This is a genomic window from Bradyrhizobium niftali (genome assembly GCF_004571025.1).
Classification (GTDB): domain Bacteria; phylum Pseudomonadota; class Alphaproteobacteria; order Rhizobiales; family Xanthobacteraceae; genus Bradyrhizobium; species Bradyrhizobium niftali.
This window is the reverse complement of record NZ_SPQT01000021.1, coordinates 103,815-117,977: the sequence shown is the minus strand read 5'-3', so window position 1 is coordinate 117,977 and position 14,163 is coordinate 103,815. Positions and strand designations below refer to the sequence as shown.

The window sequence follows — 14,163 nt, the reverse complement described above, 5'->3', positions numbered from 1 at the left end:
ATGCTTGTGATGAGTCCTGGGGCGACCGCAACAGAGAGGATTCCTCATGCTGTTCGTCGAGGCCAATGGCGCAAGGATCCCGGCGATCGGGCTCGGGACCTGGGAACTGAGCGGGCGGCCGTGTGCGCGCGTGGTCGAGCAGGCGCTGCGGCTCGGCTATCGCCACATCGACACCGCACAGGTCTATGACAACGAGCGCGAGGTCGGCGACGGCGTGCGCGCCTCCGGCGTGCGCCGCGACGACGTCTTCCTCACCACCAAGGTCTGGACCAACCATTTCGCGCCCAACGACCTCGAACGGTCGGTGAAGGAGAGCCTTGCGCGCCTGCGGCTTCCCTCCGTCGATCTGTTGCTGCTGCACTGGCCCAATTCGCACGTGCCGCTAGCGGAGACGCTTGGTGCGCTGTCGCATGCCAGGCAAATGGGCCTGACGCGTCACATCGGCGTCTCCAATTTCACGGTGGCGCTGATCGAGCAGGCGGTCGCGCTGTCGCCGGAGCCGCTCGTCTGCAACCAGGTCGAATTTCACCCTTATCTCGACCAGGCCAAGGTGAGGACGGCCTGCGACCAGCATGGGCTCGCGCTGGTCGCCTACAGCCCGATCGCCAGGGGCCGCATCAAGACCGACCAGACGCTGGCCGAGATCGGGCGGACGCATCGCAAGACGCCGGCGCAGGTCTGCCTGCGCTGGCTCGTGCAACAGAACGTCACCGCGATCCCGCGCACCTCACGTGTCGAGCGTCTGTCGGAGAACATCGAGATCTTCGATTTTGAGCTCTCGGACGAGGAGATGGCCCGGATCGCCGGTCTGGCCAATCCCAAGGGCCGCCTGACCGACTATGGCTTCGCGCCAAAATGGGATTGAGGGCGGGCTGCCGTATGCCCAGCATGATCCGGAAAAGTGCGAAGCGGTTTTCCGATAAGATCATGCTCGAACAAGAGCCTAAAGCGCGATGACGGTTGATCCTGACTTCATCGCGCTTTAGGAGCAGGACGGCAACCCAAGATCGAGCGATGGAACTGCGGAAGATCATACGGACGGACATTGCGGCGTCGGCGGTCGCGCACCTGACGCTGGTGGCGCTGATCATCGTGATCAGCGAGGTCCATCCGTTTCGCAGCCAGCTGCCGGAAACTGTGTCGGTCGACATCGTCACGCCGGAGGAGGTGAAGCAGGAGGAGGCCAAAGCCGAGGAGAAGGCCAAGGAAGAAGCGGCGAAAAAGCCGCCGGAGCCGATGCCCGAGCTGAGACTCCCGAAACTGGATGTCACCGAAAAGGCGGATCCAGCGGCGAAGCCGGCCGCCAAGCAGCAGGCCGCGTCGCAATCATCGCAGCAGAAGGCGCGGCCCGAACCGGAGCAGCCGACGCAGCAGAAACAGCCGCCCCCCTCACAGGCGCCGAAGCAGCGTGAGACCACCGCGCAGCCGCAGCCCCAGCAGCCGCCGCAACAGCCGCAGCCGCAGGCCGCACCTCCGGCCTATCAGGCTCCCGAGCCCGACGTCACCCTCAAATACGGCGTCATGCTGGGCCTGCCACCCGAACTGCCGATCGAGCCGAAAGACGCACCCAAGGGCGACGGCGGCGACGCCAGGGATTCGATCGGCGCAAAGCTTCCACCCGAGGTCATCGCCGAGTTTCGTCGGCACTTGAGAAGCTGCGCAAAACTGCCGGCCGGGGTCGACCCGACCGACACCGTCCACATCAAGCTGCGCACGGTGCTCGCCATCGACGGCACGCTGGCGCGCCCGCCGATCCTGATCGAAGCCCCGCCATCCGCGAAGGGCGTGGCTATCGTGAAGTCGGCGACGAGCGCGCTTCAGGCCTGCCAGCCGTACAAGATGCTGCCGGCCGACAAATACGAGGAATGGAAGGTGTTGGACTTGCCGTTCTCGCCGCGGGATTTTGGCGGGGGATAGGTTGCCTGCACGCCATAGGCCGTCGTTGCAATGTACCGCTCGCTGGCGACGAGCTCGTCGTTGCGCTTCTCAGCGGCATCCAAAGCATCCATGACCCGACGGGCAAAACACCCCTAATGCTGTCAAGCCTCCTTCCCAAAAACATTCCGCTTTACCGAAATTCGGATTTGTCGTATGTGTCGCCCATCCCGGCTCATCCTTGAGGGGCGATCATGTGGTCGTCATTTTCGCGAGCCGGGCTTGCGGTGGACGCGGCAGCGTCGGGCGCGAGAGTTGCGGGCAGGGCGGATTGCTCTCCGTGAGCCCAAGACTTCGTGCCAGACGAGCGGCGCTGTGAGGTTCGTCTCGCCAGCAGGTTTCCGGCTCCGTCGACAGGGCCGGGAAAACCGCGGCGAAATGGCGGGCCGTGCGTACGGCAAAACCGTGTGGTCCTGGCCGTCGTTGCTACGGTCAAGCTCTTGCGGAGGCGGCAGTCGCGTCAACCGGCGCGGTGTCGGTGAATTCCGCGAAGGTGAGGGAGGCCAGAAGGAACTCGGCTCCCGGGAGAGCAGGCATAAGCCGTCCAACCACTGCGCAGGGAAGGCCGAGTGATTGGCTACACCTGTATGCTGCTGTGCGGTTCTTCCTGCGTGTGCTTTTCGCGCAGCGGACCGCGGGTGCCAGCTGGCACCCGGCCTTCCCTGCGCCCTCTTGGCTTAGAGGGTAGAGCGACGAAGCAAAGCTCGGGTGAATTGCGCCGCGAGGCTGCGAAGGCGTGTCTGTAACCACACACTCGCTGTCATCGCCCGGCTCGACCGGGCGATCCAGTATTCCAGAGACGGCTGTGATGGAGCCGAGAGGCCGCGGCGTACCGGATTCCCCGCCCCAGTGCGCAAGTGCGCACAAGGCGGGGAATGACAGTTGTACTTGGAGGACGAAGTCGATGCCTCATACTCCGTCATTGCGAGCGCAGCGAAGCAATCCAGACTGCCACCGCGGAAAGATTCTGGATTGCTTCGCTGCGCTCGCAATGACGATGTGGAGAGAGTGTGCCGCCTCTCTCGCTTCACCCCTGAGGACCCCGCCTCTTCATCGCCTCGCCATCCTCCACCTCCGGTGCCATCGCCGCCCATGCACTGGACGCGAACTGCCTTCGCCAGGTCACGATCACCACGGCTGCCGTGGTCACGAACAGCACCCAGGGGCTGACGAACCAGCCGAGATAGCCGAGCGCGAAGAAGAAGGCGCGCTGGCCGCGGTTGAAATGACGGCCGGCGGATTCGAACAGGCGCGTGGTGCGGATGACATGGGCTTCGGCCGCTGGCGTGTCGCGCTGGGTCGCCGGCGGCATGCCGCCGAACAGGATGGCGACATAGTTGAACAGGCGATAGGCCCAGGCGAACTTGAAGAAGGCGTAGACGCAGATCAGCACGAGGCCGACGCATTTCAGTTCCCACATTGCGGGCGAGGTGCTGAGGTCGACCGGCAGCTTGCTCAGGATCGTGATGGCGTCGTTGGTGGCGTGCAGCAGCGCCAGCGCGCCGCCGAGTGCGATGAGGCTGGTGGAGGCGAAGAAGGCGGTGCCGTTCTGGAGCGAGGCCATGATCTGCATGTCGACCATGCGCGTCTCGCGGTCGAGCAGCCGGCGCACCCAGACCTCGCGATAACGGTTCATGCGCGCCGACAGGCTGTCGCGGCCATAGGCCGAATGTTCCAGGGTCAGGGCATAGACCAGCCATTCGACGATGAAGAAGCCGACGGCGGTGATGTCGACCCAATGCCTGCTCATGTCTCTCTCCTCGCGAGTATCGCAACGATTGCCACGCAAGGCCGGGCGCAGCAACGATTGATTGACGGCAGGCGATGGCGCTAAAAGCAGCCGCATGCAGAGGACTTGGGAAGGACCAGTGACATGGCTGCACTAAAACTTGCCATCGGCAACAAGAACTACTCGTCATGGTCGATGCGGCCCTGGCTCGCGCTGCGCGCCAATGACATCCCGTTCGTGGAGACCATGATCCCGCTCTATACGGATAACCCCGCGGACAAGGAGCAGATCCTGTCCTTCAGCCGCGCCGGCAAGGTGCCCGTGCTGGTCGACGGCGACACCACGGTGTGGGATTCACTCGCGATCATCGAATACATCGCCGAGCGCTACCCGGAAGTGAAGCTGTGGCCCGATGATGCCGCCGCTCGCGCCCATGCCCGTTCGGTGTGCGCCGAGATGCATTCCGGCTTCGTGCCCCTGCGCAGCGAATGCGGCATGAACCTGCACCGGCCGATCCGCCCCGTGACGTTGTCGGCCGATGCGAAGGCCAACGTTGCGCGCATCGAGGAGATCTGGCGCGAGTGCCGGGCGCGCCACAGTGCCAACGGACCGTTCCTGTTCGGCCGCTTCGGCGCGGCGGATGCGATGTATGCCCCGGTCGTGCACCGCTTCCGCTCCTATGCGATCGACGTCGCGCCGGATACCAAGGCGTACATGGAAACGATGATGGCGCTGCCGGCATTCCAGGAATGGACCCGCGAGGGCCTTGCCGAGACGCTTGTCATCGCGAAGTTCGAGGACGCGTAACCCGCGAATGTGATCGGGCGCCGCTTGACGATACGCCAGCCGGCGGCGCTCAATCGTGCTGGAGCTGCGGCTTGGGAGAGGGCACGCCATGGGAATCCTGGACTCGCTGGAAAACAATCCCGCGCTCCGCAGCGCGCTCGGCCAGCTCGGCGCCGCCGTGCTGCCGGCCGTCTTGAGCGAAGTGCTCGGCAGCAACAACCAGGGCGGCCTCAGCGCGATCGTCGCCAAGCTTCAGCAGGCCGGGTTCGGTGACCAGGTCAAATCCTGGCTCGGCAACGGCCAGAACCTGCCGATCTCGGCGGACCAGCTCCGCGCCGTGCTCGGCAACGACACCGTCCGCCAGCTGGCTGCGCGCTACAACATCCCGGTCGACCAGCTGGGCCAGATCCTGGCCCAGGAGCTGCCCAAGGCGGTGGATCAGGCGAGCCCGCAGGGTCATTTGCCCCATACCGCCTGAGGCCCGGTTCCCGCGGTATTTACCGTGACCCGTTGTTCCCGTTATCGTCCTGAAAAGACTTCAAGATTGGTGTGTTGCCATGCTCGGATGAGGCTGGCCAAAAACGCCGCATGCGTGCTATATAGCTTGCTGGGTTTCCGGCCGGCCATCGCAGTGGGACCATGGGCGAGGCAGGCGTTGTTTGAGTAATGGAGAGGGTGTTGAAGCACAAATTCCCCGTTGGAACGCGCGTATTGTTCACGGCCAGCAACGTTGCGCGCCCGGCTGCCAGCGGCTCGTACGAAATCATCCGCCTGCTGCCGACGGAAGGCGACGACTGCCAGTACCGGATCAAGAGCTCGACCGAGGCCTTCGAACGGGTCGCCAAGGAAAGTCAGCTCGCGCTCTCCTGAAGCGCCGCCACCGCCCATTGATGTCGCGGACGAATTTGCTCCGCTCGCCGTCAAAAGGCCCGCTTCACCTTCACAAGGTGGGCCGGGGGCAGTTGCCGACTCGCGGTGCTCGCTTTGACCATTCGCTCGTTGCTCGCGTGAGGGGACGTCGCGCATGAACTGGGCATGGGCCTCGTCGCTCGACGAAATCTGGCGCTCGTCGGCCTTTCCGATGTGGATGACGCTGGCGGCTGCCGGCTTCTTCGGATTCATACTGCTGGTCACGCTGCTGCGCGCCGAGAGATCGCTCGCCAACGGTGCGCTGACCGTCATCACGCTGCTTGCCATTGCCATCGCGGTGGCTGCCACGGTGCGCGCCTATGGGCCGGCGGGGCAGGCAACTCCCGCCGAGGCGCGCGCGCAGGCCGGTTTTATCGCTAGCCTGCCGGCGCTGTCCTGCCTCGACGATCTCGCCGGCGATGCGGTGGCCGTTGGCTGCGAGAAGGCGCTGTTCGGCTCGCCGGATGCGGTGGCCGCCGCCGTCTCCTACACCGCCGTCAGGATCGACCGGCTGACCGCGCTCGGCGATGCCGCGACCGTCGACAAGAGCCTGACGCTGGACATGAAGGTGCTGCGCAAGGCACTGGAACGCGATCGCTACGGCCTCGTCGCGCAGGTGCTGATCGCCCGCGACGGCTGCACCCGGTTCGATTGCGCCGCCTTCCGCTCGCTGACCGATCAGCAGCAGGTCGTCGCCAACATGGACTCCCATCTCTACGACATGCTGGTCGCGCGCTATGTGCCCACCTGGAACGCGCCCGCAGCGGCAGCATCGGCCGTGCCGGCCGCAGGTGCGCTCGCCGCGCTGCCGCCGTCGATGCCGACGGGCAAGCCGACCAACGCTGAGTTCCCGAGCGCCTCGTCGACGCCGCCGGTGAGCATCATGAATCCGGAGCCGCCCACGACGGGCACGCGCCAGGCCGCACCAGCCGCGAACGCAGCGTCGGCTCCGCGCCCGCCGGCCGCGACTTCGGCACAGGCCGCAGCGCCCGCGGCACCGGCCGCCAAGAAGCCGCCGGCGCCGAAGGCTGCGCGCGCGCCGGCAGCTGCACCGGTTCCTCTGGCGCCGCCGCCGGGTTCGGCTCCCGCGGCTTCGGCTCCCGCGGCTGCGGATAACGAATAGTTCGGCTTTGAAAACCTGCGGCCGGCCCGCTAATGCTGGGGCATGCCACTCCATCTGATCAAGCTCGCCGTCGGCTGCGACTCCGTCAAGGAATTGAAGGAGTGGGTGGCCGAACGGATGCAGACCGCCAAGAAGAAGGGTCTGCCGCAACATCACATCCACATCACCCGCATGGTGCCCAAGCGCGACGCCGAGATCCTCTCGGGCGGGTCGCTCTATTGGGTCATCAAGGGCGAGATCGCCGCGCGCGAAAAGATCATCGGCATCGAGCCGTTCCGCGACAAGGACGGCATCGGGCGCTGCCGGATCGTGATGCAGCCGAAGGTGATCCCGGTCTCGCCGCGGCCGATGCGCCCGTTCCAGGGCTGGCGCTATCTCGCCGATGATTCCGTGCCGCCGGATCTCGGCAAGTCCGCCGCGGGCACCATCGCGGCAATGCCGGAGCCGATGCGGCGCGAGCTGCGCGATCTCGGGCTGCTCTGAGCATGACCCGGAAAAGCGCGTAGCGGTTTTCCGGAAAGATCATGCTCAAACAATAACCTGAAGCGCGATGTCGTCATCGCGCTTCAGACCGCGATATTGTCGATCAGCCGGGTCGTGCCGAGCTTGGCTGCGACCAGGATCCGCAACGGGCCGTCCTTGCGCGAGGTGATCTGTGCCAGCGTCTCGGCGTGACGGGCCTCGAAATAGTCGAGCACGAAGCCGGCCGCCTCGATTGTCGCGGCGCCGCGCGCCATCGCCGGCGCGATGGCCTCGCCGGCGCGGATGCGCCCGGCGCTGTCCTTCATGGCGCGGTAGAGCGTGGTCGCGGTCTGCCGCTCCTGCGGGGAGAGATAGACGTTGCGCGATGACATCGCGAGCCCGTCGCGCTCGCGCACGGTGCGGGAGCCGATCACCTTGACGCCGAGATCGAGATCCCGCGCCATCTGCGTCACCACCCGCAATTGCTGAAAGTCCTTCTCGCCGAAGATCGCGAGGTCCGGACCGCATTGCGTGAACAGCTTGCCGACGACGGTGGCGACGCCACCGAAAAAGTGGGGCCGGAAACGGTCCTCGAGGCCGGCCAGCGCCGGACCCTCCGGCACGATTCGGGTTGCAAAGCCCTGCGGATACATGGCCTCGACGCCGGGGTGCCAGACGATGTCGACGTCCTCGGCCGCGAGCTTGGCGATGTCGGCCTTCCACGTCCGGGGATAGGCGCCGAAATCCTCGGTCGGGGCGAATTGAGTCGGGTTGACGAAGATCGAGACCACGACGCGGCTTGCGCGCCGCCTGGCGAGGCGCACCAGCGACACATGGCCGTCATGGAGCGCCCCCATGGTCGGGACCAGCGCGATCGTGGCCTTTCGCTTGCGAAGATTATCGACGGCGCGTCGGAGCGCAGGGACCGTACGGGCGATCAGGGGGCTTCGTTGCATCGGGACTCGGGGGCTTGCGGATGGGTTGGGCGCGGCCTGCAGCGCAGCCGGCTAACCTTAACAAGCAGCCATCGTGGACGCCATGCATCCGGATGCGGCACAGCATCCCGCGCAAAGCTGCTGAGGCTGTCGCGACATCGTGGGCTGGATCACAGGCGTGATGCGGCGACGCGATTCATGATGACGACTAACGCGCTGTGATTTCGTTATCCTGTCACGCATTTCACTTGACCGCAGACGCGGTCAACTCGAAGATATTGCTTAGGGGCGTTGAGGATCACCATGCTTGTGCAGGCTAGCCAAGGCCAATCCGGCTCGGCGCACGTCGTTGTGCTGGGTAACGAGAAGGGCGGCTCCGGCAAATCGACCACGGCCTTGCATATCGCGGTTGCGCTCCTGAAGGCCGGTCAGCGCGTCGCCACCATCGATCTCGACTGCCGCCAGCAAAGCTTTACGCACTACATCGACAACCGCGCCGCCTGGGCTCGCCGCACCAAGCTCGACCTCGAGTTGCCGGTGCATCGCTGCATCAAGCTCGGCGAGACCATGCAGATTGCCGAGAACGAGAACTCCGAGTTCCAGCAGTTCATGGAAGCGGTCTCGGCGGTCGAGAGCAGTTTCGATTTCATCGTCATCGATACGCCCGGCACCGACAGCTACCTGATGCGACTCGCCCATTCGATGGCCGACACGCTGGTCACGCCGATCAACGACAGCTTCCTCGATTTCGACGTGCTCGGCACCGTCGACCCCGCCAACTATGCGGTCACCGGCGAGAGCCACTATGCCGAGATGGTGCGCGATGTCAGGCGCAAGCGTCGTCAGCTCGACGGCTCGAGCACCGACTGGATCGTGGTGCGCAACCGCCTGTCCATGCTCGGCTCGCGCAACAAGCAGCTCGTCGCCGAGGGGTTGAAGGATCTGTCGCTGCGGCTCGGCTTCCGCTATGTCGACGGCTTCGCCGAGCGCGTCGTCTACCGCGAATTCTTCCCGCGCGGCCTCACCGCCCTCGACGAGATCGACGAGGCGACGCTCGGCATGCGGCCCAATCTCGGCCATCTCACTGCGCGGGAGGAGGTGACGAGCCTGCTCCGCCAGCTCAAGCTGCCGCTCGACGAGCGCGGCCGCCGCCGCGCGGCCAATCGGGCCGAGTGGTTCAGCCAGGTCGACAAGCCGCTCGAGGTCCACGACATCCTCGGCGCCTAAGTTAGCGGTATATCGCTACTTCCGGGCAACCTCATGGGGCTGGTCCCCGTGGGAACTGAGCGCGCCTTCGGCCGTTTTCATTCTACGTTTACTGCGAAATTGAACCCAATCGAGGCCGGTTGTGTCCTATGGTGACGTACAGCCTGACGTAGTCGTATCAGAGAGGGGGTGCCCAAGAAACGTGTGCGGCGCACAATGAAAGGGCTGCCGGTTCACAATATTTGGCCTTCCTGTCACGTGCCTGTGACATATATTAGCGAATAGGCGACCAGGGGCCGAAGAGCTCCGGAACAACACGATTTTCAACAGGGATTCAGGCCGCAAGAGCCTGAGGCTGAGGACGAAAATGAAGCGTGGAATTGCCGTTCTGGTTTCGGTCAGTGCCCTCTGCGGCGTCGCCTATTTCACGGCGAGCAAGTGGGCGATCAGGCATGAGACCATCACCTTCTACGACGCTTCGCGCGACAACCGTCCGGTGCCTGTCGATATCGCGATCCGTCGCGACAAGGAAATGCAGGCCGATGCCGGCATGATCACGATGCCTGTGGCCGTGATCAACCACGGCAACACCGTCAAGAACACCGAGTACGGCTTCCTCGCCAACATTTTCGCTGCGCGCGGCTACCTCGTCGTGAGCCCGCAGCATGATTTGCCGACCGATCCTCCGATGGTGACCAAGCCCGGCGAGCTCTATGTCGGCCGGTTGCCGCAGATCCTGCGCGGTGTGGCCAACATCCATCTGGCGATGCAGGAGATGAAGAAGGTTCAGCCCAACGCCGATTACGAGAAGGTGACGATGGTCGGCCACTCCATGGGCGGCGACATCACGATGTACTTCGCCAAGCAGTATCCGGATGAGGTCAAGAAGGTCGTCACGCTCGACAATCTGCGCGTGCCGTTCGTCACCGCCGGCAAGTTCAAGATCCTGTCGTTCCGCTCCACCGATCCGCAGTTCAAGGCCGATGCGGGCGTGATCCCGAGCGACGAGGAATGCGAGAAGGCCGGCATCCAGGTCGTGAAGACCGAATTCCAGCACAACGACATGCGCGACACCGGTCCGGATGTGGCCAAGAACTCGATCCAGAGCATGCTCGACAAGTTCCTGAGCGCGACTGACAGCGAGGTGGCGCCGGTTGATACGCAATCGTCCCCGCCCAATATTCTCGAGCCCGGTCCGGTCGCCCTGATGGCGCCCGCCAAGAGCTGACGTATTCATCCAGTCAGAAACGACTTTCAAAGCCTCCGCCGGCGCCCGCCCGCGGAGGCTTTGCACATTGACCGGGCTGCACGCGCTAACCACATTAGCCGTTCACACTGGGCCAAGGCATGTCGGGCGAACCTATCAAACCGCGCGGCCGCGGTGCCGTCTCGCCGCAAGCAGGCGGCGCGGTGCCGCAGGCCGGGACGTCGACCTCGGACGATATCGCCGCCTTTGTCGCCAAGGCGCGTGCGCTGTCACCGCATGCTCCGGGCGCGAAAGGGCGGCTGATCTTCGCGCTGGATGCGACGATGAGCCGGCAGCCGACCTGGGACATGGCCTGCGCGCTCCAGGCCGACATGTTTCGTGAGACCGCGGCGCTCGGCAGCCTCGACATCCGGCTGGTCTACTATCGCGGCTTCAACGAGTGCCGTGCCACGGGGTGGATCTCCGACAGCGCCAGGCTCGCGACGCTGATGAGCAAGATCGATTGCCGCGGCGGCGACACCCAGATCGGCAAGGTGCTGAGCGAGGCGCGGCGCGAGGCGGTCGCATCGGGCGTAAGGGCCGTGGTCTTCGTCGGCGACGCGATGGAGGAGCAGGTTGACGAGCTCTGCGCCAAGGCCGGCGAGCTCGGCATGCTCAAGGTGCCGGTATTTGTGTTTCAGGAAGGGCATGACGCGGTGGCCGAGCAGGCCTTTCGCGAGATCGCGCGCCTGACCGGCGGTGCCTGGTGCCGTTTCGATCCCGGCGCGGCGGCACAGCTGCGCGAGCTGTTGCGGGCAGCCGCGACCTATGCCGCCGGCGGCCGCGAGGCGTTGTTGAAGCTGGCGAAGAGCGCGAGCGGTGCGGCCCAGCTGATCGGCCAGATGAAGTAGCCGGTCACATCCGCCAAATGCGGACGGGCGAAAGGACGCCATGCTTTTTGGCAACAGGGCGCCTATATTCCGGTCATGACCCTGATCGCCGGCGCTGTCGCCGTTATCACGCTTTATCTGCTGCTTCAGATGTTCCGCGCCGCCAATCCCGCGGTGCTGGCGCGCACCATCAAGTTCGGCGGCGGCGTGGTGGCGCTGGCGGTTGCGGCTTTCACGGGCTTGCGGGGCGAGCTGGCGGTCGCGATCCCGCTCGGGATTTTCGGCGCCGGGCTGCTCGGCTGGACGCCGTTGGCGAATGCCGGCTTCGGCAATATTGGCGGGCTGTTCGGTGGCGGCGCGGCGCCCGCGTCCGGGCAGGCCTCGCGCGTGCGCTCGCAATTCCTCGACATGCGGCTCGACCACGATTCTGGCCGGCTCGGAGGCCAGATCGTTGCCGGGCCTCACGCCGGGCACGATCTCGACGAGTTCGATCTCGCCGGCCTGCTGGCGATGGTCCCGGCGTTCGACGCCGAGAGCGTGGCCTTACTTGAAAGCTATCTGGACCGCCGCTTTCCCGCCTGGCGTCAGAACGCGCAGGGCGATGCGGCAGGGGGGCAGCGCCGCACGGCGGCGAGCGGCAAAATGACGGCGGAGGAGGCCTATCAGATCCTTGGCTTGCAGCCGGGAGCGGGGCGTGACGACATCAGCCGGGCCCACAAGTCCTTGATGAAGAAACTCCATCCCGACCAGGGGGGCTCGACGTATCTCGCTGCCCGGGTAAACGAGGCCAAGGATACTCTGCTTCGCACGCATAACGGCTAACTCCGGCACCACGCTACAAACGCTCGTACCGCGTGAGCTCCGTTGCTCTGTCTGTCGTCGCCCCGATGCCCGCCATTGTCGGCGTGGTCGATCTCTTGAGTAGAAATTTAACCGTAAATTGTTGACGAGAGGTTGTCGCGGAACTGACTTTGGCGGCCGCATGCCGAAAACAAAAATGCCCGCGCAAGGCGCGGGCATTTTTTTCGGAACGGTGCAGGAGATCAGTTGCGGACGGTGATGCAGGAGATGTCGGCGCGCTTCAGGGCGCGGCAGACGGCTTCGGCCTGATCCCGCTCGAGCCCGGCGAAGCGGGCGCGATAGAGCTTGCGATTGTCCTTGGCGACGACCGGCTCTGTGAACGGATCGGCCTTGCTGAGCAGGCCGCGGGCCGAGCTGCGCGCGGCATCGATGCGCTGCTGGGCTTCGTTCTCGCTCTCGAGCGCGCCGACCTGGACGATCCAGCCGCTGTGGGTGACGACCGGCTTGGTGGTGGCGCTCATCTGGATCGGCTGCGGCGCCGGGTCGGCGGACGCGAGTTTCGGAGCGGCCGGGGTGGGCGCGGCGGTTGCAGCCGGCAGCACGCCGAGGACGCCGTTGCCGGTGCCGAAGCCGGCCGGCTGCCGCGGCAGCTCGGTGCGGGCGACTTCCGCCTTCGGCGCTTCCGGTTGGCTCTGGAATTCGGGCTTGTTGATCAGATCGGCCCGGGCGACGACGGCGCCGGAGGTTTCCGCGACGTCGGAGCGGGACGCAACCGTGCTGGTAACCTGCGGCGCGACCTGAGCCGGAGCGGCGGAGGCGACCTTCACGGCGCCGGCCTTGACCTGCACCGTCTTGACCCGGACCGGCTTCATCGGTTCGGACGAGCCCGGGATGATCGAGAGCGGCTGGCTGGAGATCACGCCATTGGTGAGCGGCGCGGGCTCGATCTTGGATTCAGTCGGCCGAGCTTCAGGCTTGGGTTGAGCGGGCGGCATTGCGGCGGTGGCGGCCGCAAGCGTAGACAGGCGCGAGGCAAGACGCGACGGGGCCGCTTCGGGAGCAGGGACGGCGGCGGCCTGGGCCTGCGGAGCGGTGCGGGCCGGGGTATCTGACGCATCCGCGACCTCGGCAGCGGCGTCAGAGCCGTTGCGCTCGGTGACTGCGGCGACGGTGTGCGTGGTCGCGCCCTTCTCGAGATTCTCGGCGAGCAGGTTGCGCATGATGGCGTCGCGCGAACCGCCGCTGCGGCCGCCCAGCACCACGCCGATCAGGTGGCGGTTGCCGCGGCGCATCGAGCTCACGAGGTTGAAGCCGGAGGCGCGGGTGTAGCCGGTCTTGATGCCGTCCACGCCCTCGACGCTGCCGAGCAGGTGGTTATGGTTCCGGATCGACTGGCCGCGCCAGTTGAACGTCGAGGTTGCGAAATAGCGGTAGTAGCGCGGGAAGCGCTCCTGGATGGCGCGGCCGAGCGTGGCCTGATCGCGCGCGGTCGTGACCTGCTCGTCGTTGGGAAGGCCGTTGGCATTCCGGTAGACCGTCTTGGACATTCCGAGCGAACGCGCCTTGCGCGTCATCATCTGGGCGAAGTCGTCCTCGTCGCCGGCGATCGCTTCCGCGATCACCACGGCGGCGTCGTTGGCGGAGCGGGTGACGAGACCCTTGATCGCGTCCTCGACGCGGATGGTCTGGCCGGCACGCAGGTTCAGCTTGGTCGGATCCTGATCGGCGGCGTGCTGCGACACCGGCAACTCGGTGTCGAGCTTCATCTTGCCGGACTCGAGACGCTCGAACAGCAGATAGAGCGTCATGATCTTGGTCAGCGAGGCCGGATGGCGGATCCCGTCGGGGCTCGTTGCCTGAAGCACGGAGCCGGAATTGCCGTCGACGATGATCGACGCGAATTTCGGGCTTGAACTCTCGGACACATCGCGCTGCACCCGGTGGTGCGCGTAATGGCGGCGGTGACGCCGCGCCTCGGCAGCATCGGTGGTGAAGATGACCGCGGTGGTGACCGTAAGAAGCCCGAAAACCCCGACCCGCGCCAAGCGCGAGGAAGACAAGTTTTTACGAAGCATGAAACCCCGTCCCCGTTTCTGACTTGATCACCGGCCCGTGAGGCGAAATTGTGCCCAATCGACCCGGGATCATTACCTGCTCAGGCTGCCCCTCCGCGGGTGTCTGCCGCGGGGGACGTTGGGCCT

14 protein-coding genes are annotated in these 14,163 nt (G+C 65.5%); 11 read left to right on the top strand and 3 right to left on the bottom strand.

The genetic code is table 11. The features are described 5' to 3' along the window. Positions 1–46: 46 nt before the first annotated feature. Both E4K65_RS30665 and E4K65_RS30660 read left to right on the top strand, forming a co-directional pair. Positions 47–865, top strand: coding sequence for an aldo/keto reductase (locus tag E4K65_RS30665; RefSeq protein WP_135177293.1), 819 nt, complete (start codon positions 47–49; stop codon positions 863–865). Between the two features lie 149 nt (positions 866–1,014). Beyond that, positions 1,015–1,917 carry a hypothetical protein gene (locus E4K65_RS30660; protein WP_135177292.1) on the top strand — a complete coding sequence of 301 codons (903 nt, stop codon included), beginning with the start codon at positions 1,015–1,017 and terminating at the stop codon, positions 1,915–1,917. Positions 1,918–2,962: 1,045 nt separating this feature from the next. Here E4K65_RS30660 and E4K65_RS30645 read toward each other — a convergent pair. Beyond that, positions 2,963–3,685: a DUF599 domain-containing protein gene (locus E4K65_RS30645; RefSeq protein WP_135177291.1), complete on the bottom strand. Its 723-nt coding sequence runs from the start codon at positions 3,683–3,685 to the stop codon at positions 2,963–2,965. A 123-nt stretch (positions 3,686–3,808) separates the two neighbouring features. Here E4K65_RS30645 and E4K65_RS30640 point away from each other — a divergent pair, with 123 nt between their 5' ends. From E4K65_RS30640 to E4K65_RS30620, 5 genes are all read left to right on the top strand, one after another. Next, positions 3,809–4,471 carry a glutathione S-transferase family protein gene (locus E4K65_RS30640; RefSeq protein ID WP_135177290.1) on the top strand — a complete coding sequence of 221 codons (663 nt, stop codon included), beginning with the start codon at positions 3,809–3,811 and terminating at the stop codon, positions 4,469–4,471. Positions 4,472–4,559: 88 nt separating this feature from the next. Further along, positions 4,560–4,928, top strand: coding sequence for a YidB family protein (locus tag E4K65_RS30635; protein WP_028171531.1), 369 nt, complete (start codon positions 4,560–4,562; stop codon positions 4,926–4,928). Between the two features lie 188 nt (positions 4,929–5,116). Then, entirely contained in the window at positions 5,117–5,320 is a 204-nt protein-coding gene (locus E4K65_RS30630; protein WP_011087923.1) for a hypothetical protein, read from the top strand. Between the two features lie 154 nt (positions 5,321–5,474). Then, on the top strand, positions 5,475–6,482 hold the full coding sequence (locus tag E4K65_RS30625; protein WP_135177289.1) for a hypothetical protein: 1,008 nt from the start codon (positions 5,475–5,477) through the stop codon (positions 6,480–6,482). 42 nt (positions 6,483–6,524) lie between these two features. Beyond that, the gene (locus tag E4K65_RS30620; RefSeq protein ID WP_011087921.1) at positions 6,525–6,965 is read left to right on the top strand and encodes a DUF1489 family protein; all 441 of its coding nucleotides are present in this window, start codon (positions 6,525–6,527) and stop codon (positions 6,963–6,965) included. Between the two features lie 83 nt (positions 6,966–7,048). On the opposite strand, the gene panC is transcribed toward E4K65_RS30620, so the two are convergent. Then, positions 7,049–7,900 (bottom strand): pantoate--beta-alanine ligase, encoded by an 852-nt coding sequence (gene panC / locus E4K65_RS30615; protein WP_135177288.1) that lies wholly within the window; start codon positions 7,898–7,900, stop codon positions 7,049–7,051. Between the two features lie 282 nt (positions 7,901–8,182). Here panC and E4K65_RS30610 point away from each other — a divergent pair, with 282 nt between their 5' ends. The 4 genes from E4K65_RS30610 to E4K65_RS30595 all read left to right on the top strand — a co-directional run bounded on the left by E4K65_RS30610 (position 8,183) and on the right by E4K65_RS30595 (position 11,983). Then, positions 8,183–9,106 carry a division plane positioning ATPase MipZ gene (locus E4K65_RS30610; RefSeq protein WP_135177287.1) on the top strand — a complete coding sequence of 308 codons (924 nt, stop codon included), beginning with the start codon at positions 8,183–8,185 and terminating at the stop codon, positions 9,104–9,106. A 346-nt stretch (positions 9,107–9,452) separates the two neighbouring features. Further along, positions 9,453–10,313 (top strand): alpha/beta fold hydrolase, encoded by an 861-nt coding sequence (locus E4K65_RS30605; RefSeq protein ID WP_027548141.1) that lies wholly within the window; start codon positions 9,453–9,455, stop codon positions 10,311–10,313. 119 nt (positions 10,314–10,432) lie between these two features. Next, positions 10,433–11,182 carry a vWA domain-containing protein gene (locus E4K65_RS30600; protein ID WP_027548140.1) on the top strand — a complete coding sequence of 250 codons (750 nt, stop codon included), beginning with the start codon at positions 10,433–10,435 and terminating at the stop codon, positions 11,180–11,182. A 75-nt stretch (positions 11,183–11,257) separates the two neighbouring features. After that, on the top strand, positions 11,258–11,983 hold the full coding sequence (locus E4K65_RS30595; protein ID WP_135177286.1) for a DnaJ domain-containing protein: 726 nt from the start codon (positions 11,258–11,260) through the stop codon (positions 11,981–11,983). A 221-nt stretch (positions 11,984–12,204) separates the two neighbouring features. On the opposite strand, the gene E4K65_RS30590 is transcribed toward E4K65_RS30595, so the two are convergent. Then, positions 12,205–14,037, bottom strand: a complete 1,833-nt coding sequence (locus tag E4K65_RS30590; RefSeq protein WP_135177285.1) for a D-alanyl-D-alanine carboxypeptidase — start codon at positions 14,035–14,037, stop codon at positions 12,205–12,207. Between the last annotated feature and the right edge of the window lie 126 nt (positions 14,038–14,163).